Origin of the sequence: Brevibacillus sp. AY1, from assembly GCF_029870785.1 — a bacterium.
In the GTDB taxonomy this organism is placed as follows: domain Bacteria; phylum Bacillota; class Bacilli; order Brevibacillales; family Brevibacillaceae; genus Brevibacillus; species Brevibacillus invocatus.
The window spans coordinates 1-26,006 of sequence record NZ_JAFLPN010000012.1 but is presented as its reverse complement, the minus strand read 5'-3'; the positions used below and the strand labels follow the sequence as shown (position 1 = coordinate 26,006).

Here is a 26,006-nt window from a genome sequence, read left to right as displayed (position 1 = left end):
GGCGAAAAAACCTTAGTCCTGTTTCGCTTCGGACTAAGGTTTTTATGATTTGACTTAATCGTCCCAATCTACATCAAGCACATCACCTGTCGTTGCGGAGATCTCGAACTCCACTTCACGCCATTGGTCCGTCCGCATTTCCACTTCGTACAGATACTGTCCGTCGTCTTCATCCAATTTAGCTTTGACGATCGTTCCTTTCACCTGGTTCAAAGCAATTTTTTTTGCTTCTTCGAGACTGATTTTCACCTTTTGCTTCATGCGTTCCGGATCGTTTTCGCGCCACGCTTCACCGGTCATGGCATCGACATAGACGTCTACCTTCCGATTGGTGGTCTTGATTTCGAATTTGTAATAGAGCGTACCCCGCTCCGTTTCCAGCTCCATTTCCCGGATCGTTCCGGGCTGAACGCCGAGTGCCAGCTTCCTGGCTACTTCCTGCGAAATCCGCACTGTTTTCAACACATCTGCGGGTATATCATCATCAATCTCCAGATATACAGGACGATTCATTTGCTGCTGCGTCGATTTATTCCCATCGCTTTTGTCTTCTGCAATAGCTGTCAGGCTGATGCTCCCAGCGATCCAGTACTTTCTTCATGAGAAATCTCTCCTCTCTGTTTCCCTCATGATAGCGCCTGAAAATGAAACAGAAATAAGAATAAGATTAGAAAATGATGAGAGATTCCTCAATCCTCCCAAAGAACGGACAAAACCCTGCCGGTATGAGCGTCTACTTGCACCTTCACCTCTTGATGGTCAGAGGTATCGATCTCTACTTCATAGGCCAAGGCTCCGTTTACTTCCTCCACTTCTATACCGTCAAACGTCCCGTCAATCTGCTCCAAAGCAATGGCTTTCGCTTGGTCCAGCGAAATTCCGGTGTTTTGGTTGGCTTGTTTGAGCGGGGGCTGCTCAGGCTCGGATGGCTTCTGAGTCTGTGTGGAATCTGCTGGTTCCATTTTCAAGGGAATGAGCTGCAAAATCTGTCCAGAATGAGCATCTGTACGGATTTGATAGATCCCGTTCGCTCCCTGTAACGTACTGCTGTAGCGATTTAATCCCTCTTCCTCGATCAGCTCAATCGAGGTCACCTCGCCCGCATACCTGGATTCGATTGTTTTTTTCATCTCATCGGCCGTGATGATCTCTTCTTCCTTGCTTGCAGTCAGCTGCGAAACGCCGAAGACGACCAGCACCACCATCAGCACGCCAAAGTAAATGCCAACCTTTCGATTCACCGCTGCTCCTCCCCTGCTGCTTGTTTGGACATGGAAAATGTTACGGTAAAGGTCGTTCCTTTGCCTTCTTCACTGAAGACATCGATTCTGCCGCCGTGCGCATCCACAATTCGTTTGGCAATAGACAAGCCCAGTCCACTGCCGCCAGAATCCCTTGCTCTCGCCTTGTCTACCCTGTAAAACCGGTCGAAAATATGAAGCAGGTCTTCATTGGGAATGCCTACTCCGTGATCCACAACAGAAAGGGCTGCCTCGCCATTTTGTTCCGTTAATTCGATACGGATCGGTTCCGAACTGTACGTCAGCGCATTGTCGAGCAAGATCACGAGCAGCTGCTTCAGCTTTTGCTCGTCGGCATGTACGCGAATTTCTGTTGCTGGGGCATGGACGGAAATCTGCTGATCATACGTTCTCCTCATCCATTTGGCCGTCTCTTCGCTCAACTGAACCAGACCCACTTCCTGAATCGATAAAAGGGACTCTTCATGGGGATTGGCCAGCATCAGCATTTGTCTGGTCATTTTTTTCATCCGAACGGCTTCAGCGTAGATGGCGTCTACTGACTCCTCCAGCACTTCCGGCTTTTTCATCCCCCATCGCTTCAGCATGGTTGCATAGCCTTCTATGACGGTCAACGGGGTTTTCAGCTCATGCGAAGCATCCGAGACGAATTGCTGCTGCCTGATAAAGTTTTGATGCAAAATGTCGATCATTCGATTAAAGGTGTTACCCAGCTGGTACAGTTCGTCCTTGGACTGATGCTGCTGCAAATCCAGCTTCTTGAAAACACCCCGATTCTGAATTTCCTCCATCGTCTGGATCATCGAATGGATCGGACCGAGGATCACTTTTCCCAGCAGTCTGCCAGCAAAAAAGGAAGGGAGCAAAACAACAAGCGAGGCGATGAGCAGCACCACGCGCAGCATGCGCATCGTCTCCTGTGTATCCGCCAGACTGGTTGTTACTTCGAGGGAGACAATCTTTCCGTCCTTCCAGATGACAGGCATTTGCGCCATCGCATAGGCTACGCCGTCCCGCTCCACAATCCGATAAGCTTCAGATTTGCTGTATTCCGGGAGGAGATCACGAAATGCTATATCTTTAGTAGCGGTAAGGATGGGACGTGACTCCTCGTTAATCACCCTGATCATGCCAAGCTGCGTCAAAAAGGCTTGCAGCATATCTGCAGGCTCCACCTGATTGGCGGATGAATGGAGTGTTTCCGTGATATTCTCGGCCTGCAGCTGAATTCTTTCCAGCTCCTGGTCCATCATTTGCTTATGAAACAGCCAATAGATCGAAGTGTTGATGATGCATACGATCAAAATCAGCCATACTGTTGAAAATAGATGGATCTTGTTTCGGATATTCATCCGTAATTACCCCTTTATTGTATATCCGATTCCCGGTACAGTATGAATAATCGGGACATGCGGAGACGCGTCCAGCTTTTTGCGCAAATAGCGGATGTACACGTCCACAACGTTCGAGTCACCTTGATAGTCATAACCCCATACCTTCGTCAAAATCTGCTCTCGATTTAGCACCTGGTTTGCGTTTTTCACCATATAGAGCAGCAAATCAAACTCACGGGGCGTCAACTCGATCTGCATGCTGCCCCGCATCACGCTGCGTTGTTTTTCGTCTATCAGGAGATCGGACAGCGTGTAGCGTCCTGTATCCACTTCCTTTTTTAACACGTTCGCCATACGCATGCATGCGCGAATTCTGGCCAAAAGCTCCTCAATCGCAAATGGCTTGGTAATGTAATCATTGGCGCCTAGATCCAGTCCGGTGACGCCGTCTTCGGCAGCATACACTTCGTATCCCTCGTATTCCAGCTCCAATTCCAGGAAGCGGGCGATTTTCCTTTCATCTTCTATCAATAAGATTTTTGCCTGACTCATGGATCTGCCTCCCTCTCTCCTATTTACCGTAACAAAGGCTGATCGTCGGAGTCTACTTCTACTTTCAGGTTTTCCAGCTTTCCAGAGAAGAACGCTGCGGAAGATCCCTGCAAATCTGTGCACGAAAAGTCGGATGGCTCGCTGGCTTTCCTGCTATTCTGTTGACTAAGAAGGAGGGACGAAGGATGAACTCTCTCATACACCTGAATGCAGCCTTGAACTATATTGAAGATCATCTCAGCGGCGAGATCGACTTCAAAGTAGCAGCAAAGCTGGCCTATTGCTCGGAGTATCATTTTACCCGTATGTTTTCTTTCCTTGCGGGAGTTACGCTGTCCGAATACATTCGCCGCAGACGCCTCACGCTTGCCGCATTTGATCTTTAGGACCCTCGCGTAAAAGTCATCGATATCGCCATCAAATACGGCTACAACTCCGCTGATTCTTTCACCCGCGCCTTTCAAGAGCTGCATGGGGTCACTCCTTCCAAATCGAGGATGCGAGAGCAGGCACTCAAAGCCTATCCTCGAATGAACTTTCAGCTAACCATTCAAGGAGGAGATGAAATGAACTATCGCATCGAGGAAAAAGAGGCGTTTCGCATCATTGGGATCATGAAGCGAGTGCCGATCGTATTCCAAGGCGAGAATCCGGAGATTGCCGCGATGCTTGGCAAGCTGGATATAGAGACGATCCAGTTGCTTAAGCAGCAATCCAATATCGAGCCAAAAGGCATTATCAGTGCTTCGACCAACTTTTCCGAAGGCCGAATGGAGGAAAAAGGGGAGTTGGATCATTACATCGGGGTAGCGACGACGAACGAATGCCCCCCTGGCTTCGCTGTGTTGGAAGTTCCTGCTAGCACCTGGGCTGTATTCGAGTCAGTTGGTCCTTTTCCAGAAACACTCCAGCAAATATGGGGCCGCATCTATGCCGAGTGGTTTCCCACGTCCAGCTATGAACTGGCCAAAGGGCCGGAAATCCTGTGGAACGAACATCCCGATACGACTTTGCCTGCGTATAAAAGCGAGATCTGGATTCCTGTCATCAAGCGCAATCCCTGATCGGTGTGACCATGCTTAAAAGAGAAACCCTACCTTTGCGGTGAAAGGTAGGGTTTGCTCGTTCCATTTAGGCAAGGTTCTCATCGTTCAAGTAAGCTACTGCCAGATCGATAAAATAGCGAATCGCATCCAGATATTTCGTAACATCGACCCATTCATCCGGTTGATGGGCCATGCTCGGTTCACCGGGTCCGTAGATCAGGACGGGAATTCCGTTTAGGTGTGGCTGATAAACAGAAGCGTCTGTGTAGTAATTGACACCGCGCGGCGATGCATCCTGCTCCATGCCTGCTACCTGCATGGCTGTTCGAATGAAGGGATTGCTGGCAGACGTATCGACATAAGCCATGTCATTTAAGACCTTTATATGACAAGAGGCAGATAAACTCGCTTTCTGGGCCAATTGTTGAATTTCTTCCAGGATCTTGGCATGATTTTGACCCGGAACCGTCCGTATATCAAGAGTGACGCTGCATTGGTCCGGTACGACATTGACGCTAATCCCCCCGCGGATCATGCCGATATTCAACGTGGAGCCACCGAGAATTTCATGCGGTGTATGCTCTAGTTGATAGTGATTCAGCTCGGTAATGAATCGATGAATCGCCTGGATTGCGTTGATCCCGTGATCAGGCATGGAGCCGTGCGCCGTTTTGCCAAGCATGGTGACTTCCAGCCAAAGCGCTCCTTTATGGGCGACGATCACCTGATTGGCTGTCGGCTCACTGACGACGATCGCAGAGGCGTGATCGATCTGTCCCTTTCTCGCCACTTCCTTGGCACCGAGACAATCTACCTCTTCCCCTACCGTACCCGCGAAAAGCAAGTTTCCAGGCAGCGTAATACCTGACTTGGCTAGGCACTCCATCGCGATAATCATCGCGGCTACTCCGCTTTTCATGTCCGTCGTGCCGCGCCCGTAAATGCGGTCGCCTACTCTTTCGCCTGCAAATGGCGGGTACGTCCAATCCACGCCCCCGACTGGAACGGTATCGAAATGTCCGCTAAACACCAAGGTTTTCCCCTGGTCTTGAGAGGTATTCTGTGTCGGATCGCCATTCAGTGAGACGAGCAAATTGGCCCGATTCTCAGCCACCAAATCCAGCTCCATATGCAAGCCACTGTTGACTAGCCGTTTTTGAATCGCTTCCGCAACCGCCAGTTCAGCACCTGGCGGATTTACACTATTGATCTGGATGAGCGACTGCAAAAAGGAAATGGCATTCTCCTGATCGACTTGCGCAAACAAATCCGTTCCCTTCATTCTCCCTAACCTCCTCATTCCCAAGAATGCGGCAGACCTGTTCTTGCCCCTACCTGCTCTACGACACGGGCACCCAGGGTAATGCCGGCCTGCAAAACCTTTTTCTTGTCCCATCCCCGCGAAAAACCGTACAGTACACCGACCGCAAATGCATCTCCAGAGCCCGTAGAATCTACAGCCTTGACCGGCAAGGAAGGCAGAAAGACTCGCTCACGGGCTGTGCTGTAGACGGCCCCTTCCTTTCCCAATTTCACGAAAATTTCCTGTACGCCAAGACCGTGCAGCTCCAGCAAAGCCTGCTCCACTTCCCTGTCACCGACCAAATCCTGCAGCTCCGAACGATTCACAAACAGGATATCGGTCTGCGCAAGAAACACTTTGATTGAATCCAATCCCTTTTTGGTCAGCAAGGAGCTGGGATCGAAGGAAATGCGCAGCCTGGGGTTTCGCTTTTTCCAGGCGAAAAGCTGTTCGGCGATAGACAGATGCGGACTGCTCAGATGAAGAATGTCGAGTTCACGGCAAAAATCTTCTGGTATCCGGTTTACCTCATACTGCACATTGGCTCCCGGATAGGTATACATCGTGCGAAGACCCTGCTTGTTCACGAGCACCATCACCATGCCGGACGATGCATCCTCCACGATCTGGACGTAGTCTCGGCGCACCTTTTCCATGCTGTCTAAAAGAAAGGTCGTATACGCATGCTGGCCGACCGCTCCCAGAAAGAATACCTCTTCACCCAAACGAGAAAGACCAACAGCGACATTCGCTGCTGATCCTCCAGGCAAAAATTGCAGGCTGCTCACTTCCGTCTCCTGATCAGCTTCTGCGAGGGCGTCCACCTGACAGATGATATCTGTATTCACAAAACCGTGCACCGCTATCTTTCCCATATCCAGACCCCAGCCTATCGTAAGGAATCAACCTGATCCATGAAGCGTTTGACCTTCTCCGTGTCTACGCGCTCCCACCAGTTGCCGTTCTCTTTCAGGAAGCTGCCGACGATGGCGCCATCTGCTACCGAAAGAATCTTCTTCGCGTTCTGCTCGGTCATTCCGCTGCCCACGATAACAGGCAGGGACGCATTTTCCTTGATCCCCAAAATCTCGTCCAGCGAGGTTTCATCCCCGGTACGATTTCCGGTCGCAATCAGGATGTCCGCATCGAAGAACTCATTGTCCCGCGTCTGCTCAGAAAGGCTGCGATCCGCAACAATCGCGTGGCTGCCATGCTTCACATGCACGTCCGCGAGAATTTTGATATCGTCCCCGAACAGTCTCGCCTTGTAGCGCATCGCCCTGGAGGAGGCTCCTTCCACGAAGCCTTCGTTGGCAATATAGGCGTTGACCCACTGATTGGAGCGCACCCATTTGGCCTGTATCGCCTTGGCTATCGCGATAGCTGGCAGGACCGCATTCGCCAGACAGTTTACTCCGATCGGCACCGTGGACATTTTCTTCAGCTCGATACCGACTGCTGTCATCGCAGCGACCGTCTCATGGCCGAAATCCTCCGGCTTGGGAAATGGAAGATCCCAGGCATTCTCGATCTGCAATCCGTCTATGCCACCTTCGATCAATCTGCGGGCATCCTCCAGCGCGAAGTCGATCATCTCCTGGACAGATTCTCCTTTATAATGCGGGGAGCCTGGCAGTGGTTTGAGATGAATCATCCCGATGATCGGTTTTTTTACGGGAAGGATTTCCAATAATGCATTCTGTTTAGGAGGGAAAATTCCTCCGCTCATAGTAATCACCTACACACTCATTTTTTTCCTTGCTTTGATTGAGTTCAGCCAAACAGCCAGCAAGATCACAACACCCTTGATCATGAGCTGGTTGTACGAGGATACGTCCAACAGGTTCAATCCGTTGTTGAGAATGGAGATGATCGCTACTCCCATCAAAGTCCCGATGATTTTCCCTTCTCCGCCAAACAGGTTGGTGCCGCCCAAGACAACAGCCGCAATCGCATCCAGCTCAGAGCCGGTACCTGAGTTGGGTGAACCAGTAGAAAGACGGGAAGCGAGGATGATCCCTGCAATCGCCATGACCGCTCCACCCAGGACGTAGACGCCTGTCTTGACCAGATTGACGTTGATCCCGCACAATCTCGCGGCTTCTTCGTTGTCCCCGACCATGTAGACATAGCGACCAAAACGGGTATGGGTCAAGAGAATATGACCGATGATGACGACGATCACCATGATGATAACCGGGATCGGGATCGGACCGATGTAGCCGCGCCCCAATGCGCGAAATGCAGCATCGCTCACCGCAATGGGATTTCCTTGTGTGTACACAAAGGCTAGTCCAGAGAGAATGGTCGTCATCCCCAAGGTCACGATGAACGGAGGGATTTTTTGCGTCGACACGATCGTTCCAATAAACAATCCGATAAGTCCACCGATCATGATGGCCAATAGCACCGCGAGCGGAATCGGAACTCCCGCGACGATCAAACCGCTCACCGCTACACCGCTGACAGCGATTTGCGAGCCAGCGCTCAAGTCAATTCCGCCGGTTATGATGATGAACGTCATAGCCACGGCCATGATGCAGAGCACCGTTGCCTGACGTGTCACATTGATCAGGTTGTCAACCGTTAAAAAATCTGTCGTGACTATGGACAGAATGACAAACAGCAACACGAGACCAATCATGGTGCTGCCTTTATCAAAGATCGTAAACAGGGTTTGCTTCCAGTTGTGTTGCTTTAGCTGTGTGACTTCCAGATCGGTTGACGTTCCTTTAGGCACTTACTCCACCCCCAAATGCGAGTTTCAGAATGTTGTCTGGTGTAATGGCGTTTTTATCGAGCAATCCGGCGATGGAGCCTTCACGCATGACGAGAACGCGATCGCTCATCCCGACGATTTCCGGGATTTCAGAGGAAATCATGATGATGGCGACTCCTTGCTGGGCAAGCTGGCTGATTTGGGCAAATATTTCAGCCTTGGCTCCGACGTCAACCCCGCGGCACGGCTCATCCAGAATGAGAATGCGCGGCTCCTGGATAATCCAGCGCGAAAGAATGGCTTTTTGCTGATTGCCTCCGCTCAAGCTCGAAATCGGCTGCTCCAGCGTGGCCGTCTTGATGTTCAGCTTTTGCCGGTATTCCTCTGCGATCTGCTTCTCATCTGATTGTTTGACAAGCATGTACTTCACATATTTTTTCAGGTTGGACATCGTGATGTTGGCACGCACACTTTGTTTCAGCGCCAAACCTGTTTCCTTGCGATTTTCTGTTACAAAGCCAAGCCCCAGCTTGATCGCATCCGAAGGCTTTTGAATCTCCACCCTTTGAGCGTCGATAAAGATCTCGCCTGAGTCCGTCTTCAAAAGCCCGAACAAGGCCTTGGCAATCTCGGAGCGCCCTGCGCCGACCAGCCCGGCTACCCCAAGAATTTCTCCACTTCGAACTTCAAAGCTGATATCCCGCAAGACACCGTGCTTGGACAAATTTTCGACGCGCAGGAGGGGCTTGCCCAAGTGTACTTCTACTTTGTTGAAGTAATCTGTCACTTTTCGATTCACCATCAGCTCCACCAGGGAGTCGACATTCTTTACTTCTTTCAATGGCAAGGTTTTAATATGGGTGCCATCACGCAGAACGGTGACGGTATCGCATATTCGGAAGATTTCGTCCATTCGATGCGAGATGTAAAGGACACTGACGCCTTTTTTCTTCAATTCCTCGACCAGGGACAACAGCACTTCTGTCTCGCGCTCGGACAAGGAGGAGGTCGGTTCGTCCATGATCAATATTTTGGCTTGCTGGGAAATCGCCCGGGCGATCTCTACCATTTGTTTTTGCGCAATGCTCAGTTCTTTTACCAGCTTCTTGGGGTTGATATCGAGCTGCAAGGAAACGAAGATCTCCTTGGCTGCATCGTTCATCTTCTTCCAGTCGATCAAGCCGAGCTTGGTGACCGGCTGTGCGCCAATAAAGACGTTCTCCGCTACTGTCATGTTCTTCATGACGTTCAATTCCTGATAAATACAGTGAATCCCCAATTTTTTGGACAGCTTCGGGTCCATCTGTTCCATTTCTTTTCCTTCAAAGAAAATCTGGCCGCTGGTCTTGCTGTATGCTCCGGTCAGAATTTTCATCAAGGTTGATTTTCCCGCTCCGTTTTCTCCAACCAGGGCATGCACGCTTCCAGGGTAAACCGTCAAGGATACGTCGGATAGCGCTTTTACGCCGGAAAATTCCTTACTGATGTTTTGCAGCTCCAGAATCGGTGATTGCAAACGGATCCCTCCTCTCCATGATGTGGAGCATCTTCTACAGAGTGGGGGCCCGGCTTGCTTCACGCTCGTCGAGCCCCGCATTCTCGCTTATTTTTTGAAGTGTTCGTCCACGTTGGACTTGTCCATCAAAATGACAGGGATGCTGATGTTTTTCTCAAGCTGTTTTCCATTGATCGCTTCAATCGCAGCCTTGACCGCTTCTTCCCCGATCTTCTCAGGCTGCTGCTGGATCATAGCCAAAATCTTGTCATTGCGAATGCCTTCTGCCGCTTCCGGAGTCACGTCAAAGCCTACGATCTTGGTCTTGGTGTTGTTAGCGGATTCGAGTGCTGCCAAAGCACCGAGAACACTGTTTTCAGCTGTCGCGTAGATGTAGTCGACATCGGGATTCGCTTGCAGAATGTTCTCTACGGTAGCCATGGATTTTTCGCGGTCGTAGCCAGGCTGATCATTCAGGAAGGTGACGCCTTTCACGGAGCTGAGCACTTCCTTGAAGCCCTGCAGACGTTCTTTTTGCACGAACGATTGCACGTGAGTGACTACGGCAATTTTGACGTCTTTTCCATCTGCTTCAATCTGCTTTTTCAGATACTCGCCAAGCTCTTTTCCTGCTGCTAGGTTTTCAGTCCCGATAAAGGTGTCGACTTTATCACTGGGAACGACCGAGTCTGCCGTGATGACCGGAATGCCCTTGTCCTTGGCTTCTTCCACGACAGGAACCACACCAGCGTTGTCAACGGCCAGCAGGATCAAGCCATCCACCTTTTTTTGCATGTAGTCTTCTACAGCCGATACCTGTTTCGCCAGGTCGAGGTTCGGGTCGTTGACCAAGAGCTTCACGCCAGCTTCTTCCGCTGCTTTTTTCATGCCGTTGTCAATATCGATGAAAAATTGGTGGCGCAGGGTAGCCGTCGATACGCCAATCGTGATCTCTTTTGCAGCAGGCGTTTCAGAAGCTGGCGGATTAGCAGCCTGTTCCCCTGCGCCGGAGCTTCCACATCCCGCCATGATCGACACCAGTGCAGCCATTGCCAACAGCGATACTTTTTTTACCATTTCTCATTACCCCCTGTTTTTCTATGCTTGAATATCTGAATCCACTCCACACCAAGAAACGATAAAACGGGCATAAATCTCGATCAGCTTCAGAAACTGGTCCACCGGAACCGATTCGTCGATACAGTGGCACTGTCTGGGGTCGCCACAGCCCAAAATGACAGTCGGGATATTGGCGAATCCGGCCAACAAACGGGCATCACATCCCGCAGGCATGCCTTCGATAATAACTTCCTCTTGCAGCACCTCGCCAAGCACCTCTTTGACTTCCTGGACTAACGGATGCGTCACCGGCGTTTCAAATGGGAAGCCTTCCTGATAGACTGTCACCTGAGGCGGATGCTCGCGCAGCCACTCATCTCCGAGGACGACACGGTTGATGGCATCCAATACCTCTTGATGCACACGGTCACGCGTCTCCTGGTACGACTCGCCTTGCTTCGGCTGGTAGTGAAGGCAGGTCTTCAGCGTGCAAGAGCCGGGAACCACGGAGCCAGCAATCCCACCCTTGATCTCCCCGAGGTTGATCGTAGGTCCTGGCAGCAGCGGATGTCTCTCGGTCATCAGCCAGTGGTGCTCCAGCTCCTTGATCGACTGGTAGATCTTGATTGCTTTGTCGATCGCATTGACGCCTTCCCACAGCTGGCTGGAGTGAAGGCTCTTTCCTTCCACCTGGATCTCATGGAAAAGGAAACCCATATGTGCCGGCTGGATGTGCAGCTGCGTAGGCTCTCCGACGATCGCGGCATCTGCGGTGTAGCCACGCTCTACGCAAGCCAAGGTACCATTGCCGCCGCCTTCTTCGTCTACCACCGACTGGATGATGAGGTCTCCCTTGAGCTTTACGCCCATCGAGTGGAGCACCTGAGCCGCCAGAATCATCGCGGCGAGGGAGGCCTTCATGTCTGTCGATCCGAGACCGTACAAGACATCACCCTTTACCTGACCGGAAAAAGGATCGTCTGCCCATCTGTCGCGATCGCCAAACGGCATCGTATCGATATGGCCGTTGAGGATCAGTGATCTGCCGTTGCCCGTTCCCTTCAGGACGCCGACGATATTGGGGCGGCCCTCGTTTTTGTGACCCAGATTGGCGCCCGGGTACTTCTTGATTTTTTCATCGTCCACACAAAATTCGTCGATCTCAAAGCCCAGCTGCTCCAGCCTATTCCGGATGATGGCTTGTCCAGCCTGCTCGTTTCCGCCGAGCACCCCGTGACCGATGACCTGGGTATCGGTTTGCACCAGCTCGGAAAGAAAACCAATGTACGCATCCTTGTTTTGCGAAACGACCTCGTTCACTTGCACGTGAACACCTTCTCCCTCTTGTGTTTTTGCTTTTTTCTAGCGCTTGATCTGTTCCAGCATGCTAGCCCACAGCGATTGGTAATGCTCCCACTCCATGAATTCTTTTGGCCCCCAGTGCGGAGCGCAGTCGCTGGCGAAGCAGGCTGTCTTTCCTTTGCCGTAGCTGCCCAGTACGATGAAAGGATCTTCGTCGATTTGGACCAGCACATCCGCGTCCGCCTTGGCAGCGAAGCGATTGTAGCCGAGGAAGCGCGGCCAATCGCCCAAGCCAGCCGTGATGGCATGCTCTTTTACTGCTTTTGGCTGTACGCCCTGCGGCGCTTCGACGCGGTCATCCCCATCCATCATGACGACAGGCAGGACGTCCGCGAGCACAGTGTTTTTGAAATTGGCTTTTCCTTCAATCCCCATGAACGAGAGATAACCGCCAATCATCATCAGACCGCCGCCATCCGCGACATAATCGCGAATGAGATCCAGGCTATTCGGAATGATTTCCATCTGGTAGAAGGTAGCGTTTTGCAGCAGGAAGGTGTTGGCACCGATGTCGCTCAGCACGATCGCATCGTACTTCTCCAGCTCCTCCAGCTTTTTGGGAAAGCGAACCTGTACCTCGTGAGAAGGCATGTAGTCAACTTCGATTCCAGCGTTGTGCAAGCATTGCAGCAGGTGTGTGGCGCCTTCCTCATATTTGGTCGACGTGAAGCTGTCGTACCCTTTCGTATGAATCATATGAACAATCCAGGATTCCCCAATAAACAATACTTTCACAGCACTGCACCCCTTTTGATAGATAAAAAGATTTTTAATTAGAATGATTCTGAAAAAACAACCACTTCGTCTAGCGTTGGCATCCCCTGCTGAGCACCAAATTTGCCAACGGATACGGCTGCTACCTTGTTAGCAAAAGCAATCGCATCCGGTACGGCTTGGCCGCTGCCGATCGCAAAGGCCAGTCCGGCATTGAAAGCGTCTCCGGCGCCAGTCGTATCGACGACCGGAACCTGATGGCCGGAAATGTGCAGCAGCGATCCAGCTTGAGCCTTGTATGCCACTCCCTGTGCTCCGAGCGTTGCCACGACGTGACGAACACCTTGCTTCAGCAAAGCATCCATTCTTCCTTCCAAATCTGACTCACCCTCGATAAGAATCGAAAGCTCCGTCTCGTTCGGTGTCAAATAATCCACGCAGGCCAACAATTCAGGCGGCAGCTTTTGTGCAGGTGCAGGATTGAGAATGACGGTCTTTTGAAGCAGCTTTGCTACCTTGGCGGCATAGGTTACAGTCGCGAGCGGTATCTCCATTTGCATCAGAACGATATCCGCGCGCTCGATCAGCTCGATCTGGGCATCGATGTCAGCCGGCATGCACTGGGCATTGGCTCCGGGCACGACGATGATGCTGTTATCCCCTTCTGCCAGCACGATGAAGGCAGTCCCTGTTTCACCGGACTCCGTCTTCTTCACGCCTGTGCTGTTCACCCCTCCTGTCTGCAAAGAGCCCAGCAGCTCCCCGCCGAAAAGATCCTGGCCAACGCTGCCGATCATGGCAACCTCCGCTCCGAGCCTGGCGAGTCCAATCGCTTGGTTCGCTCCCTTTCCTCCCGGCACGAACTGCACGCTTTGACCCAGGATGGTTTCCCCCATGACGGGCACACGAGGTGTCTGGACTACCATGTCCATGTTCAAACTTCCAATCACGACGATTTTTGGCTTCACTCTTCCACTACTCCTTCGACTATACGAACGTTCCGACCCGTCCTTTCTCTACGTTACATGCGCTTCTCTCATTCCGGGTTCATCGACAGTCGGAATCTTGTCTGGGAGAGTCATCATGCTTTCTGTGTGGACCCCCTGACAATAAGCGAGACACCCAGCTCTACGGTTTCATAATGGCTACTAGAATGGTCAATTCGCTCAATCAGCTTGTTCGCCGCCAGCTCCCCGATCTGATAGATTGGCTGTGCAATCGTAGACAGCTCCGGTTGGGTAATCTCCGTCAGATTGACGCCGTCAAAGCCGCAAACCTTCACTCGCCCTGGTACGGATACGCCCCGGCGGTTCAACTCTTTCAGAACACCCACCGCCATCAAGTCATTGCCCGCAAAAACACCATCCACATCCGGATGCTTGCTGAGCAAGGCGTCTACTGCTCGGATGCCTCCATCGATAGTGAAATCTCCAGGGATCATCAGAGTCGGGGTGTACCAGGGATGCTGCCTCGCCACTTCCTCGTAGCCCGCGAGACGCTCCTTTGCTGTGACCAGCTCCTGAGGACCGTAGACGTGAGCAATTTTTTTACAGCCTGCCTCCAGCAGATGCTCGACAGCCGTCTTTGCACCTCCGAAATTATCGACCTTAATGACGCATCCAGACTCCATATTGGGTGCTCGGTCCAGCATCACAAAAGGAATCCGCGCCTCTTCCATCCGTTCCAGGTCTTCTCGTACCAGATTATTGGTAGCAAAGATAATCCCGTCTACGTATTTCTTTTTCAATACCTCGATGTAGGAGCGTTCTTTTACTCCCATATCGTCCGAGTTGCACAGTATCACGGTATAGCCGTTGTTTTGCGCAATATCCTCGACACCCCTGGCGAGCCCGGGAAAAAACGGGTTGGAGATATCCGGCAATATCAACGCGATCGTCTTCGTTCGTTTACCTGCCAATCCCCTCGCCATCTGGTTGGGCTCAAATTGCAGCTGCTTCATCGCTTTCATGACCTTTAGCTCGGTATCGCTGTTCACGTATCCTTTTTTATTCATCACCCGGGACACCGTCGCTACGGAAACACCCGCCAGCTTGGCTACATCTCTGATCGTTGCCTTCATACTTTTCCAATCACCACCGACTATGTGTAACCGGTTTACACAATCTATCACTATTTAAACAACACAATTATCAATTCGCATGTAACCGGTTACTATTAAAATAATCTGAATTTGCTATCTAGTCAATATCGTGTTTATAGTCTGAAATGACCAAATTGATTTCGGTAACAGGAAGAATGGATGTCGGGAAATAGAGGAAAAGGCTTGGTGATTGAGGAATAATCAATCAAAACAAGGCTGCGAGTTCCCCTGGCAGACAGGAGAAAATTTTTCGAGGAATGGGATGAGGATATGGTAAAAGCAGTTGATATAACCTCCTAATCTGAACTAGCTGATCATTTTAGGAGTTTATCCGCGATGAAATTCAAACTGATTGATGTCGAAAGCTGGCGTAGAAAACCGTATTTTGATCACTATTACGATCAAGTCAGATGCACGTACAGCATGACAGCCAGCGTGGACATTACCCAACTGCTGACGGAATTGCGAAGCAAAGGAATCAAACTCTACCCGGCACTGATTCACATGATTACCACTGTAGTAAACCGACACAGCGAATTTCGCACCTGCGTGGATGAAGAAGGAAAGCTCGGGTACTGGGAGAGCATGTCTCCGTCCTTTACCGTTTTTCATGATGAGGATAAAAGCTTTTCAACCATCTGGACTCCCTACAGCGATGACTTCCTCGCGTTTTACAAGGACTATCTGGATGACATGGAACAATACGGGGACATTCGAGAGTTCGTTGCAAAGACAGACGAGCCGCCGAACACGTTTCCCATCTCTTCGATTCCGTGGGTCAGCTTCACTGCTTTTAACCTGAACATCTACACGGAAGGGACCTATCTTTTGCCTATCTTTACAATGGGAAAATATTCACAGCAGGACGGCAGAACTCTCCTCCCCTTGTCGGTACAGCTCCACCACGCCGTATGCGACGGCTATCATGCAGGCGTCCTGTTCAATGAGCTGCAAGAGCGGGCTGACGATTGCAGCAAATGGTTGCCAGGAGGATCTATTGTGTAAGAGATAAAAAAACAAAACCTGTCAAACACTTCCTTTTGGTGTTTGGCAGGTTTTTGATTTTATACTCAAGTAGAAAACATCGTATCATTCCATACCCCTTTAGATCACAATGCCTGTAAGCGCACGATTGCCTGAACGCGGTCGACAACATCCAGTTTTCGATAGAGATTACTGATATAATTGCGCACTGTGCCCTCGGCTATATACAACTCTGCAGCGATCTCACGGTTGTTATACCCCTTCATGATCAGTCCAGCCTATTCCTTTTCTCGATCTGTCAGCTCAATCTTTAAGCTTTTGGACGTGGATGAGTGATGCTGATCATGAGACATGTGCAACATGCGGCTCGCCAATTTGGAAGCAACGGCTGAGGGTAAGATAAATTGTCCCAAGACGGTATCACGGATCGCCGCGATCATTTTATCTGTATCCATATCCTTCAATAAATAGCCGCTTGCACCACTCGCCATGCCATCAATAATATAGTTGTCCTCGAGAAACGTAGACAAGATGAGGATGAAGGTTTGCGGTGAGTTTTGCTTGATTTGCTTTAGAGCGGTAATTCCGTCCATAATGGGCATCTGAATGTCCATGATCACGAGATCTGGACAAAGTTTTGCCGTCAACTCAATAGCCTCCACCCCATTACTGGCGACTCCTACGACTTCCAGATCGTCCTCCAAATCCAGTATGGTACGCAAGCCTTCTCTTGTTAACATCTGATCATCGGCTATGACTATCTTTATCATCTTGTACCCCATCCCCCATCTCATCCACTCAGTATGGCAGATTGATGCGCAGCAAACACCCTTCATTGGGTTCGGACTCAATGGATAATGTACCTTTTAGTTGCTGAACACGATCTTTCATCATTTTTAGACCAAATCCCAATTCAAGATTGCTGGCACCCACTCCGTTGTCAGCGAGGGTGAATTGTACGTTCGCCCCGTCATTATACAAGTAAAAACGAAATTCAGTGCTTTTGCCATGTCGAATACCATTGGTCAAACCTTCTTGCAAAGCATGATAGAGAACTTTTTTATGAATCAAGGGCAAGCGCTCTACGGAATCCAGCTCTGCATGTATGACCGCTCCTGTGTTCCGTTCCGTATCTTGAATCAGCTGTTGCAGGGCTTGGCCAATGTCATAATATCGGTCCTCTTTCATCATGTGAACAGAATTGCGAATCTCGCTGAGACTGTGTCGGACGAGATCTTGCGCTTCCTGCAAACGCCCGACAGCGCTGTCCATATCTTTATGCAGCAATCGCTTCCCAGCTTCGATCTGAAGAACGGTCGAGGTTAGCGTGTGACCGACAATATCGTGGATTTCTTGGGCAATTCGATTGCGCTCTGCATACACTGTCATCTCTGCCAGCACTTCGGAGGTCGCTTTCATCGATTTCTCCAGGCTGCTTGTTCGTTCTGCAACTTGATTCTCCAGGTTGTCATTTAAAAACTGCATTTGCGCAAACAGCCTGGCATTGGTAATGAAGATAGCACATTGGGAACTAAGCAGCTTTAGCACATCCAGCCGTTCCTTTGTGAATACCCCTTTGGACAAATTATTCTCCACGTACAACAGACAAATCAATTCGTTCTGGTAGGTAATAGGCAAACAAAGCACGGATTTGCATTCTTTTTTCTTGACGTATTCATCTCGCTGGAACATGCTGTTTTTTGCACCATCATGCAGGATCACGGCTTGTTTCGTTCTTGCAGTAAATTCAATAATCGTTGACGGAACCAGATGCTCTGCTGCATACAGCGGAATCGATTCGATTTGCAGCTTCTCTGCCTTGCCATACGCCTCCACCATCCAGACTTCATTTTTGAATAGGAGTGCACCGTATTCCGCCCCAGCGTTTTGAAGCATGATGCGCATCAATGTGCTCAGTAGTTTGCCCATCTCCATTTCACCTGACAAGGCTTGAGCAGATATCACAACTGATAGATAATCAGCCCGTTCCACATAGTCATGAATCAGTCCATAGCGACGTGCAGCCGTGATCGCCTGTTCATAGAATCGTTCCGCTTGATGGTTTTTTGCTCCATTCTAGCTAGCTCTGCCTTGACGAACCAATACTTGTGCAGGTAATTATTCGGACAACGATCAGCTCCGGAAATGGCGACCCACTTGCCTTCCTTCGTTTGATACGCATTCCTCGGTGCGACTGACAGGCTTCCATTGCCTACGCGGTTGGCGATAATCCCCAGCTGATCGTACGCCACAATATGCGGCTCGAGCAGTCTCATCAATGGCTCATAAAGAGAGATGTCGATGCACTGTCCTTTTCTCTCAGGATTGTTCGCCCTCTCATGGAGGGCAATCATCAGAGACAACGCTCCGAACGCACCGCTCACTCCATCTGCCAATGCCATGCCAGGCAAGGTGGGGGGGCCATCAGCAGATCCGTTGACCGAGGTAAAACCGCTCATCCCCTCCGCTACCGTATGCTAGCCAAGCTCCGGGAGACGAAAGATACCTTGTTGAATCTGGAAGGAAAGGTGTCCGGCACGCTAAAGCTGGCCGTGACCAAGTCCTTTGCTTTCTACAAGCTGCCTACGCTGCTACGAGACTTCAGGCTTCAGTATCCCAACGTGGATTTTACAGTGACGACCGGGTCCAATCTGGATCTCACCCATTCCTTGCATCGGCAAGAAACGCATGTCGCCATCGTTCGGGGTATCCAGCATTGGCCGGACGAAAAAGAGATTATTGCGAATGAGACGATCTGTGTGATTGCCAAAGAGAAGGTAGGACTGCACGATCTGCCTGCCATGCCTCGTATTGATTATGAGCCTAAGCCCTCACTCAACATCGTGATCGATAACTGGTGGAGGGAAAACTTTACGACCCCTCCTTTCATTTCGATGACTGTTGACAATGTGGAGGTGGCCAAACGCATGGTCAAGAATGACCTGGGTTATACGATCGCTCCGAGTAGCGTATTTGATCCAAAAGATGGTTTGTATAAATGGAATTTGACGACTCTCGACTCGGAGCCGATCATGTGGAAAACCTGGATTCTTTATCGAAAAGAGTTGATGAGGCTGCCAGCGGTACGGGGATTTGTGGAGTTCATGAAGAATCGCCATCGATAGGGAAATCCTTCCTAATTTCTAGATTGCTGTAGTATGCTAAACGAGTACCCTGTATGAAAATGAGAAAGGTGAGATGAGCTGAGATGAGCCGAGAGAGAGTAAAGCTGGATATCAATCGCATTGTATTTATCGGGAGAACGTTCGACGAGTACTTGAAGATGTTCGATTTGACACAAGAAGAGCTAACAGGAAAACGGGTGCTGGATTGTCCTGCTGGTGCTTGTTCATTTACGGCAATCGCCGGAAGGAACGGATTGGACGTGACTGCAACGGACATCGCCTACGATCACTCTGTTTCTGAGTTGGAGAACAAGGGCTTTCTGGATATCGAACACGCCATGGAACAGATGGGAAAAACACAAAGCAACTATGTATGGAATGAGTTCCGGTCTGTAGCTGAGCTGAAGCAGCACAGATCGATGGCACTGACAGCATGTGTCAAGGATATGAGAGCCAGACCAGAACGCTATGTTCCCGCGACACTGCCACAGCTCCCCTTCTCCGTGCAGGAATTTGATATAACCTTGTCAGCACACTTCCTGTTTATGTATGCAGACAGGCTGGATTACGCTTTTCATGTACAGACCATCCACGAGCTGATGAGGGTAACTCGCTCAGAAATTCGCATCTTCCCTCTGGTTGATTTATCTGGCAGACGGTATGCGTCTATGGATTGCTTACTCGATTTTGTCCGCAGTCAAGGATGGAGTGCTGAAGAATGTGAAGCCTCTTACGAATTCCAGAAGGGTGCCCGTACGATGCTTCGCATGCAAAGGTTAGATTAAGCATTAGCGATTAGCTAAAAAGACTGTGACAAACTCCCACTCCATACTGGCTAAAACGCTTGCTCCAAATTGCGCATCATTTTTGTCATAAGGATTTCTGTAGAGATAAATATCGCTTACTGAAAGAAAACGTAAGATATCCCTTCCATGCGCATCGGCTAAGCCATCTGGGCATTTCAGATCTGGATAGCGCTCATTCGTTAAACGAAACAGACCAAATCCTGAAGTAGCTTCTCCATTTGTAGCGTAAAGGTCTTCCTCTTTCCCAACTTGCTCCAGATGAAAGGATCGATTCATTCTTCATTCCCTCCAAACGAATGGAACATATAAAGACAAGGTGTCGGCAGCAAACGCGCTGCACCTTGTCTTGTGTTCGGCATTTCTTCATCATGTCGTGGTACTGGCAGGGGCTACTCGCTCAGGATTCGGATATACGAGACGTTCTTCACATTAATGACAACATCGTCGTATTGAAGCCATCCATCATTTTGATTGGCGATCATTTGAATGATTTCTTCCGGTTCTGTTGTCTTCACGGTCACGGTATCTCCTTTTTCAAAATGAAATACCAGCTGTTGCTCCACTCTCATGTTCATTGCTCCTCTATCGGATTATTGGCGAATCGAAAATGGGTGATCCTGCTTTCCCTTCCCTTAGTGATATCGGGATTCTGGTTGTATTCCCTTAGCCGATTTCGGACAGAAGGAGCATAGAATCAGCCATATTTCCACAAACTAGCAGCAAAGGCGGTGGATCATCCCATGGACAAAGACAAAGAGGAAACGAGCACCAAAGACGAGCCAACTGTAGCCCCAAGCATGAATGGTCATGATCCTCTCGAAGAAAAGGCTACCGCTGAAGAAATCAAGAAGGGTGACTATACTTCCGTCACGAAGCTTTTTCTGGATCGGACACCTGAAGAATAGGAACGAAAAAAGGCCCATCTTTTTCCAGAAGGGCTTTTTTTCATGTTTTTAGTACCCTTAAAGTTACATCCACGTGAGCAGCAGCGCAGCATGCCCGATTTGCTTCTGTACTAGCACGCTTTCCATTCTTTAGGCAGCTGTTCGCAATCACGAGATTGTCTATGAGTTAGGTTTTTTGTTCGGTTTCTGTATGAATCGAGCATCCGTATTCAATCAGCTTATGCAACGTATCAATCTCATCCTGACCCTTGGGGGCAAATTCTGTAACACTGTACCCAACAACCTGAAAATTCCTCTGCAGCTCCTCTACTATATTCATTAATGCATGGACACCCAATCCATTTGGCGTCGGGCACATGGTAAAAGGAAAATGACCCGGATCGAGAACATCCAAATCTACATGAATATAGACATGGCTGAATCCTCGCATGTTGATCCATTCTATAAGCTCACTGCTGCCTTCTTCCAATTGCTTTACCGTCCATACACGCATAGATGACTGCTGAATATAGCTTTCTTCAGGCTCATCCAAATCTCTGACACCTGCAAGGATGACTTGATCGACGGAAAGAGTGGAAAAACACTGCTTGAGGATCTCCTCGTCCCCCTGGCCCAGTAAAGCTCGCAGCGGCATACCATGAAAGAGCTTGCTCGGCGAAGTGGAAGGGGTATCGAGATCTCCATGTGCATCGAGCCAAACCACAGCTAGATCACCGTCGTATATTTGGTTCAAATAAGATACGGGAGCGACTTCAATACCGCAATCTCCGCCAATGGTGAAAATGGCACCTGGCTTCGCCTCGCTGATCACGCGAGCCGCTTCTTTTAATTGCTGAAGAATCTGAGTGGAGAATATCATTTTCCAATTCCAATTGGCTATCTATCCTTATCTCTACCTGCGTTACTTTTTCATTCGCTAACCAACGATCCCGAATAAATAACGCACCCTCCAGCAGATCTTTATTCTTTCCCGAACCTTGCCACTGCGGAAATACGCTGAACACCTCATATACAAAAAAGTTTTCACAGAAAAAATCATTCTGCTCCCCTCCGTATGCTATTTTTATCCTGTTTCCTGTGGCATACTGGCTGTGAGGAGAGTGATCATTTTGACCATATCTTTTTACTACACTGTCCCTAGTAGTGATGTTGGCTACTTGAAAGACTCACTGGACATCATGTACGTACCGTATTGGATCGAGCAGTCTTCTGAAAAGTGGAAGCTCAATGAGGGTGAAGTGGCGTTTGTCTTCCCTGAGGTTCACACGAGGGTCTATCACTACATCTCTGAGCTATTTCTTGGCTATGGGCTACACTATCCGGAGTAGCCCTCGTTTTCGTGACGTTCTTCTAAGGGCTTTTCCTCTATCCCTACTCCCCACATGCTGAAGCTAGTACCAAGATCGCCTCTAAATGGCTTCCTCAAGTACATTTCCCGCTCAGACAAACCACGCGTATTTCGTGCTCTTCATATCAAGATTTCATTGTCGAAACCATTTTGTGTGAATATTATGTATTTAATGCTACCCTTATTGTATATCAGCAAAAGGAGGATCTGAAAGAACATGCTAAGAAAAATAGCAGCCATTATTGTCCTTTTCTTTTTTTGTCTAAGCGTTGTGCCTCTTGCTCATGCAGCAGATGTATGGTCGGATGGAGATTGGCAACTGGGTTCACCCACTAACCAACAACCGTCTACACAAAATCCTGAGAACCCTTACACCGAGCTATGGTCTGAAAACTTGTGGCAGGACAATCCACCTCCAAATTCACCTACTCCCCCTCCAAACAACGGACTGTGGTCAGAAAATCTGTGGCAAGACAATCCACCATCCACTTCTCCGTCTCCTCAAATGCCAGTATCCGTACCCGATGGCATACACGCACCAAAGCAACCAACCTTGCTTCAACCAGCAGTATCACCAGTCATTGAGAATGGAAAAATCCTCATCCCTGCACGTGATGTTTTAGAACCGCTTGGAGTAGAACTGCAATTTGATCCAATCAAACAATTGCTGACCTTCCGAAAAGAAAATACCATCGTTCACCTGATCCTGAATAACGATATGGCAATGGTGAATGGCAACATGGTCAAATTAGAAGCAGCGGCGAAAATCGTGAATGGCCATACCTTTATTCCACTCCATTTACTACCCCAAGCTCTCCAATACAAAGTCGATTTTGAAACCACTACCACAAAAGTGACGATTGACGAATGGTTGTATTTTTATCTCGATGCCAGTAAAGCCAATGCTGTCCCCGTACAAACGCAGCCCATCAACCAAACCAGCTCTTTTGTCGGTAACTGGTCGATCTGGATTCCTGGTGGATTTGCCACTACTGGAACAACCACTCATGGTGATGGATCGAAAACGATTACCCAGGAATATAGTAAAGGGGCACAAGGATACACCCTCAGCATCCTGGCTAACGGCACTTATTCGTGGCAAACAACAGGAGGTACGATCACTGGCCAATGGAAAGCAGAACCTGATGGAAGAATCGTCTTATTAAAAGCGAAATACGAATTTGACTGGTACGTCTCAAAAATCAATGAAAATGAGATCAAATTCTATTCTTTTGGGATGGAAGAGTATGGTACTAGAATAAAATGATCCATTGCTCGAATATCGATGGCCCTCTGAGTCAATTGCAGAGGGCCTTGTTTTTTCTTTGGGGTTATTTTGGCTAACCTACTGCTCACGCAATCAGAAAGGTCTAGTATACCGTAAACACTTGGAGGAAATAATGGGGTTTAATAAGCGATGGAAATTCAGAAACTTCAAAAATTTGTAAAACCCTCTTGTTCTTATGGCATAATGATTTCAAGAGGTGGTTACCGTGAACTGGAGATACGTATTTCTTGTTGTTGTTACAATGCTTGCCATCGTCATTAGCTATTTCTCTCCTTGGATCACAGACAACTACGCAAGACATACTGCAATAACCGGCTTTAATCAAGCTTGGAAGAATACGACCGATGGCTGTGGTACCGATAAAGCACTTCAATCAGTCAAAGTTCCCTTTGGTAGAAGCATTGAAATTGAGTACGGCTGTGGACTACTTCCTCCTGATTCACCCGAATATCGTCAAAAAACGGAAGTGTTTGTTTCTTTTCTTGGAACCGTTCATATAGATAAGACAGCACGTCCGAATCATTAGCAATGGTGTCTTCCACGCCCGAGAGCAGCAATTCATCATAGACATTTTGATAAGCTCCGTATTCTCCATTCATCGACGTAGTATAATTTTCCTAAAAACAATGAAGGAGGCACTATCATGACTCTTCTCCTAAAGGAAATAACTTCTGAAAACTGGGAAGAATGCATTCAGTTACAACCCAGTGAGGACCAAGAACATTTTATCGCTTCTAATCTGTATTCCTTAGCTCAGTCAAAATTTTTACCGAATTTCGAAACACTTGCCGTGTACAAGGATCAAGCTATGGTTGGATTTGTCATGTTTGGAATAGATCCCGACGATTCGCAATACTGGATTTATAGACTTATGATCGATTCCAATCACCAAGGGAAAGGTTACGGGATCGAAACCATGAAACAGGTTATTGACAGAATCAGAGAAAAGCCTGATACAACAAACATTATGGTAGCCTACCACCCTGAAAATAAAGCCGCAGCCAGTCTTTATGAAAAACTTGGATTTAAAGTTGTTGGTAAAGCTTCATGGGGCGAAATAATGTCATGTCTTTCAATGGTTGATGGATCTACATAAGCATTTACTAATCGGATGTACGAACATCTCCTCCTCATGATTATCGAAGAAGACAAGGGCTTTTCAAACGCACGTGGCGTAGAAGTGGAGGAATTTATTTTGATTCTTAATGTCCATGAAACAGGGTAACTTCCTCGATCTTTTTGAACTGCAACACCCTCAAACATTCCATTGATTCGGGTGTTTTTTTACATATCGATTGGTTAGTTCATTTATTCCCTTTTCCGAATGAGGGTTACGGAACAAACCAAAAAACCTCATCCACGAAAGGTTGAGGTTTCTGCCATCAATTGCAGACGAAGCTATTCTTTATAAATCAAGGATTTCAACGATTCTGCCTGATCTTTGTCCTGCTGACTGATGATTCCCTCAAATTGATACACGTACGTCCCATTGTTCGCTATTTTGAGGTAGGCTACGTTCTGCTTCGTAAAATGCCCCAACACTTCATTTGCCTGCGTGATCGACAGCTTTGAATTCATCGCCAGTTCGGAAGCGGTTAAATTGCCGCCGTTACGCGAAGCAATCTGAAGCACCAAATTTTCCAATGCATCTAATTTTCGGAGCTTGGAATTGTTTTTTGCCGCAAACAATAACCAGCCACCTAACAGTACTGGAAGAACTCCAATCAGAAGAAAAAGTACCAAATCTTCCGTTACGGTCAACTTTGTTTGTTCGGAAGCAAGTGCCCCACAGATCATAATCAGTCCAAATAGCAATAAAATTGCTCCCGCAATGTACTGGATCACTTCTGTAACAAGTCCGGCTCTTGTCATTTTTGGGTTCATGTACAATCAGCCTTTCCTCTATCGTTAGCTTCCAGTTTATCATATCATTTCCATTGACTCATCAGCGAAATTGCAAAGGTCAACATGTATAAAAAAGCCAAGACCCTTCTTTCGCTTGCACTGTACGTATTCTCATCTACCGCCGCTCACGGTAATCGTTTCACCCAATATATAATTAGATGCATCGGATGCAAGGAAGCTGATGACCTCTGCAATTTCGTATGGTGTTGCAGCACGTCCCATCGGCACGGAGGCTACTAATAGTTCGAGGCGGTTGCCATCAGGGGCAAACTTATCATGGAACGGTGTTTCAACCATTCCGGGGGCAACCCCATTTACAATTATCCCATGTTCGATAAACTCCCTTGACATCCCAACTGTCATCGTGTTTACTGCACCTTTTGTTGAAGCATAGTGGATACTTTCACCCGCACCTCCAATCCGAGCCGCTGCTGAAGAAAGATTAATGATTTTACCGCTTTTTCGAGATAGCATGTCTTTTAACACCGCCTGGGAACAAAGAAGGATGCTTTTTACATTCAATGCATACGTCTCGTCCCAAAGTTCCTCAGTCATATCCATGAATGTGCTTTGCTTAATTCCTCCGCCAGCATTATTTACCAATATATGAACGGCTCCGTAAATGGAAACTCTGGCACTGGCAAAACTCATCTCTCCATTGCACTCGGGAAGGAAGCTTGCCATCATGGCTATTCCGT

At 48.7% G+C, this 26,006-nt stretch carries 32 protein-coding genes and 1 pseudogene; 10 read left to right on the top strand and 23 right to left on the bottom strand.

Going from position 1 to position 26,006, the window contains the following annotated elements; translation table 11 throughout:
• Positions 1 to 54: 54 nt before the first annotated feature.
• From JZI27_RS11945 to JZI27_RS11930, 4 genes are all read right to left on the bottom strand, one after another.
• A complete protein-coding gene (locus JZI27_RS11945; protein ID WP_280207635.1) occupies positions 55 to 513 on the bottom strand; it encodes a PepSY domain-containing protein in 459 nt (152 codons plus the stop codon).
• A gap of 176 nt (positions 514 to 689) precedes the next feature.
• Positions 690 to 1,241, bottom strand: coding sequence for a PepSY domain-containing protein (locus JZI27_RS11940; protein WP_251244568.1), 552 nt, complete (start codon positions 1,239 to 1,241; stop codon positions 690 to 692).
• Entirely contained in the window at positions 1,238 to 2,614 is a 1,377-nt protein-coding gene (locus JZI27_RS11935; protein WP_251244569.1) for a HAMP domain-containing sensor histidine kinase, read from the bottom strand. The genes JZI27_RS11940 and JZI27_RS11935 overlap by 4 nt, the downstream gene beginning before the upstream one ends.
• 6 nt (positions 2,615 to 2,620) lie before the next feature.
• Entirely contained in the window at positions 2,621 to 3,148 is a 528-nt protein-coding gene (locus JZI27_RS11930) for a response regulator transcription factor (RefSeq protein WP_251244570.1), read from the bottom strand.
• A gap of 185 nt (positions 3,149 to 3,333) precedes the next feature.
• Between JZI27_RS11930 and JZI27_RS11925 the strand changes: the two are divergent.
• Positions 3,334 to 4,212: pseudogene (locus tag JZI27_RS11925) on the top strand (AraC family transcriptional regulator).
• A gap of 67 nt (positions 4,213 to 4,279) precedes the next feature.
• Here JZI27_RS11925 and JZI27_RS11920 read toward each other — a convergent pair.
• From JZI27_RS11920 to JZI27_RS11875, 10 genes are all read right to left on the bottom strand, one after another.
• Entirely contained in the window at positions 4,280 to 5,476 is a 1,197-nt protein-coding gene (locus JZI27_RS11920) for a M20 family metallopeptidase (RefSeq protein ID WP_251244571.1), read from the bottom strand.
• A gap of 14 nt (positions 5,477 to 5,490) precedes the next feature.
• Positions 5,491 to 6,372 carry a carbohydrate kinase family protein gene (locus tag JZI27_RS11915; RefSeq protein WP_251244572.1) on the bottom strand — a complete coding sequence of 294 codons (882 nt, stop codon included), beginning with the start codon at positions 6,370 to 6,372 and terminating at the stop codon, positions 5,491 to 5,493.
• A 14-nt stretch (positions 6,373 to 6,386) separates the two neighbouring features.
• Positions 6,387 to 7,226: a BtpA/SgcQ family protein gene (locus tag JZI27_RS11910; protein WP_251244573.1), complete on the bottom strand. Its 840-nt coding sequence runs from the start codon at positions 7,224 to 7,226 to the stop codon at positions 6,387 to 6,389.
• Between the two features lie 9 nt (positions 7,227 to 7,235).
• Positions 7,236 to 8,141: an ABC transporter permease gene (locus JZI27_RS11905; RefSeq protein ID WP_276531847.1), complete on the bottom strand. Its 906-nt coding sequence runs from the start codon at positions 8,139 to 8,141 to the stop codon at positions 7,236 to 7,238.
• Positions 8,142 to 8,229: 88 nt separating this feature from the next.
• Complete coding sequence (locus JZI27_RS11900; RefSeq protein WP_251244575.1) at positions 8,230 to 9,732, bottom strand: sugar ABC transporter ATP-binding protein; 1,503 nt, start codon at positions 9,730 to 9,732, stop codon at positions 8,230 to 8,232.
• 87 nt (positions 9,733 to 9,819) lie between these two features.
• Positions 9,820 to 10,788: a substrate-binding domain-containing protein gene (locus tag JZI27_RS11895; protein WP_251244576.1), complete on the bottom strand. Its 969-nt coding sequence runs from the start codon at positions 10,786 to 10,788 to the stop codon at positions 9,820 to 9,822.
• A 21-nt stretch (positions 10,789 to 10,809) separates the two neighbouring features.
• Positions 10,810 to 12,096, bottom strand: coding sequence for an ArgE/DapE family deacylase (locus JZI27_RS11890; RefSeq protein WP_251244577.1), 1,287 nt, complete (start codon positions 12,094 to 12,096; stop codon positions 10,810 to 10,812).
• 36 nt (positions 12,097 to 12,132) lie between these two features.
• Positions 12,133 to 12,867 (bottom strand): glutamine amidotransferase, encoded by a 735-nt coding sequence (locus JZI27_RS11885; RefSeq protein ID WP_251244578.1) that lies wholly within the window; start codon positions 12,865 to 12,867, stop codon positions 12,133 to 12,135.
• A gap of 38 nt (positions 12,868 to 12,905) precedes the next feature.
• Positions 12,906 to 13,814: a ribokinase gene (gene rbsK, locus JZI27_RS11880; protein ID WP_280207634.1), complete on the bottom strand. Its 909-nt coding sequence runs from the start codon at positions 13,812 to 13,814 to the stop codon at positions 12,906 to 12,908.
• A 113-nt stretch (positions 13,815 to 13,927) separates the two neighbouring features.
• Entirely contained in the window at positions 13,928 to 14,926 is a 999-nt protein-coding gene (locus JZI27_RS11875) for a LacI family DNA-binding transcriptional regulator (protein ID WP_280207633.1), read from the bottom strand.
• Between the two features lie 357 nt (positions 14,927 to 15,283).
• Here JZI27_RS11875 and catA point away from each other — a divergent pair, with 357 nt between their 5' ends.
• The gene (catA, locus tag JZI27_RS11870; RefSeq protein WP_280207632.1) at positions 15,284 to 15,952 is read left to right on the top strand and encodes a type A chloramphenicol O-acetyltransferase; all 669 of its coding nucleotides are present in this window, start codon (positions 15,284 to 15,286) and stop codon (positions 15,950 to 15,952) included.
• Between the two features lie 104 nt (positions 15,953 to 16,056).
• On the opposite strand, the gene JZI27_RS24920 is transcribed toward catA, so the two are convergent.
• From JZI27_RS24920 to JZI27_RS11855, 4 genes are all read right to left on the bottom strand, one after another.
• The gene (locus JZI27_RS24920; RefSeq protein ID WP_338068320.1) at positions 16,057 to 16,197 is read right to left on the bottom strand and encodes a LuxR C-terminal-related transcriptional regulator; all 141 of its coding nucleotides are present in this window, start codon (positions 16,195 to 16,197) and stop codon (positions 16,057 to 16,059) included.
• 12 nt (positions 16,198 to 16,209) lie between these two features.
• A complete protein-coding gene (locus JZI27_RS11865) occupies positions 16,210 to 16,701 on the bottom strand; it encodes a response regulator (protein WP_338068321.1) in 492 nt (163 codons plus the stop codon).
• Between the two features lie 28 nt (positions 16,702 to 16,729).
• Complete coding sequence (locus JZI27_RS11860) at positions 16,730 to 17,860, bottom strand: GAF domain-containing sensor histidine kinase (RefSeq protein ID WP_183185109.1); 1,131 nt, start codon at positions 17,858 to 17,860, stop codon at positions 16,730 to 16,732.
• Between the two features lie 74 nt (positions 17,861 to 17,934).
• A complete protein-coding gene (locus tag JZI27_RS11855) occupies positions 17,935 to 18,390 on the bottom strand; it encodes a CoA transferase (protein WP_122909719.1) in 456 nt (151 codons plus the stop codon).
• 48 nt (positions 18,391 to 18,438) lie between these two features.
• Here JZI27_RS11855 and JZI27_RS11850 point away from each other — a divergent pair, with 48 nt between their 5' ends.
• Together JZI27_RS11850 and JZI27_RS11845 are read left to right on the top strand one after the other, a co-directional pair.
• A complete protein-coding gene (locus JZI27_RS11850) occupies positions 18,439 to 19,056 on the top strand; it encodes a substrate-binding domain-containing protein (RefSeq protein WP_280207631.1) in 618 nt (205 codons plus the stop codon).
• A gap of 83 nt (positions 19,057 to 19,139) precedes the next feature.
• Positions 19,140 to 19,841, top strand: a complete 702-nt coding sequence (locus tag JZI27_RS11845) for an SAM-dependent methyltransferase (protein ID WP_280207630.1) — start codon at positions 19,140 to 19,142, stop codon at positions 19,839 to 19,841.
• 3 nt (positions 19,842 to 19,844) lie between these two features.
• Here JZI27_RS11845 and JZI27_RS11840 read toward each other — a convergent pair whose 3' ends face one another.
• Positions 19,845 to 20,138, bottom strand: a complete 294-nt coding sequence (locus JZI27_RS11840; RefSeq protein ID WP_280207629.1) for a hypothetical protein — start codon at positions 20,136 to 20,138, stop codon at positions 19,845 to 19,847.
• 113 nt (positions 20,139 to 20,251) lie between these two features.
• The gene (locus JZI27_RS11835) at positions 20,252 to 20,431 is read right to left on the bottom strand and encodes a hypothetical protein (protein WP_122909722.1); all 180 of its coding nucleotides are present in this window, start codon (positions 20,429 to 20,431) and stop codon (positions 20,252 to 20,254) included.
• A 171-nt stretch (positions 20,432 to 20,602) separates the two neighbouring features.
• Here JZI27_RS11835 and JZI27_RS11830 point away from each other — a divergent pair, with 171 nt between their 5' ends.
• Complete coding sequence (locus JZI27_RS11830) at positions 20,603 to 20,767, top strand: hypothetical protein (RefSeq protein WP_251244589.1); 165 nt, start codon at positions 20,603 to 20,605, stop codon at positions 20,765 to 20,767.
• Between the two features lie 166 nt (positions 20,768 to 20,933).
• Here the strand turns inward: JZI27_RS11830 and JZI27_RS11825 are convergent, their stop codons facing one another.
• A complete protein-coding gene (locus JZI27_RS11825; RefSeq protein ID WP_280207628.1) occupies positions 20,934 to 21,626 on the bottom strand; it encodes an arginase family protein in 693 nt (230 codons plus the stop codon).
• A gap of 250 nt (positions 21,627 to 21,876) precedes the next feature.
• Between JZI27_RS11825 and JZI27_RS11820 the strand changes: the two genes are divergently transcribed.
• The 4 genes from JZI27_RS11820 to JZI27_RS11805 all read left to right on the top strand — a co-directional run bounded on the left by JZI27_RS11820 (position 21,877) and on the right by JZI27_RS11805 (position 24,499).
• Entirely contained in the window at positions 21,877 to 22,095 is a 219-nt protein-coding gene (locus JZI27_RS11820) for a hypothetical protein (protein ID WP_251245393.1), read from the top strand.
• A gap of 237 nt (positions 22,096 to 22,332) precedes the next feature.
• Complete coding sequence (locus tag JZI27_RS11815; RefSeq protein WP_122909725.1) at positions 22,333 to 23,382, top strand: copper amine oxidase N-terminal domain-containing protein; 1,050 nt, start codon at positions 22,333 to 22,335, stop codon at positions 23,380 to 23,382.
• Positions 23,383 to 23,608: 226 nt separating this feature from the next.
• Entirely contained in the window at positions 23,609 to 23,929 is a 321-nt protein-coding gene (locus JZI27_RS11810) for a hypothetical protein (RefSeq protein ID WP_251245394.1), read from the top strand.
• Between the two features lie 117 nt (positions 23,930 to 24,046).
• The gene (locus tag JZI27_RS11805; protein ID WP_251245395.1) at positions 24,047 to 24,499 is read left to right on the top strand and encodes a GNAT family N-acetyltransferase; all 453 of its coding nucleotides are present in this window, start codon (positions 24,047 to 24,049) and stop codon (positions 24,497 to 24,499) included.
• Between the two features lie 302 nt (positions 24,500 to 24,801).
• Here the strand turns inward: JZI27_RS11805 and JZI27_RS11800 are convergent, their stop codons facing one another.
• Both JZI27_RS11800 and JZI27_RS11795 read right to left on the bottom strand, forming a co-directional pair.
• Positions 24,802 to 25,287, bottom strand: coding sequence for a hypothetical protein (locus JZI27_RS11800; RefSeq protein ID WP_122909728.1), 486 nt, complete (start codon positions 25,285 to 25,287; stop codon positions 24,802 to 24,804).
• Positions 25,288 to 25,419: 132 nt separating this feature from the next.
• The gene (locus JZI27_RS11795; protein WP_280207627.1) at positions 25,420 to 25,959 is read right to left on the bottom strand and encodes an SDR family NAD(P)-dependent oxidoreductase; all 540 of its coding nucleotides are present in this window, start codon (positions 25,957 to 25,959) and stop codon (positions 25,420 to 25,422) included.
• Here JZI27_RS11795 and JZI27_RS11790 point away from each other — a divergent pair.
• A partial coding sequence (locus tag JZI27_RS11790; RefSeq protein WP_280207683.1) for an ATP-binding protein occupies positions 25,915 to 26,006 on the top strand: 92 nt, incomplete at its 3' end. The genes JZI27_RS11795 and JZI27_RS11790 overlap by 45 nt on opposite strands.